The sequence below is a fragment of the Psychrobacter sp. TB20-MNA-CIBAN-0197 genome (assembly GCF_040309765.1).
Classification (GTDB): Bacteria; Pseudomonadota; Gammaproteobacteria; order Pseudomonadales; family Moraxellaceae; genus Psychrobacter; species Psychrobacter submarinus.
In genome coordinates this window covers 1-259 of the sequence record NZ_JBEOPC010000894.1, presented here as the reverse complement: position 1 = coordinate 259, position 259 = coordinate 1, and the positions used below count along the sequence as shown (strand labels likewise).

Below are 259 nucleotides of genomic sequence, written 5' to 3'. Positions count from 1 at the left end.
GTTCAGATCAACGGCATGTGCTTTCTTGAGCGGAGTCAAATCTGTCGCTGGCGCATTTCTTTTCAGATTTGTTCCTGCTAACAAGTGAAGATATTGTTTCCCGACTTTCAACCCCGCGCTATTCTTCAAAAAGTCCGTTACATGGGTTTCTGCTGTGAAAAACTCGATATGAACCTGATGCTTGCTTGAAACACTACCGTCCTCTCCAGACAAATTTTCCGTTAGCCCAAGATAGCCAATCGGATCGCCAGCCTTGATA

At 45.2% G+C, this 259-nt stretch carries 1 protein-coding gene; it reads right to left on the bottom strand.

Annotated elements, in window-relative coordinates; translation table 11 throughout:
* On the bottom strand, positions 1-259 hold a 259-nt coding region (locus tag AAEY83_RS16440), incomplete at both ends, for a hypothetical protein (RefSeq protein ID WP_351060761.1).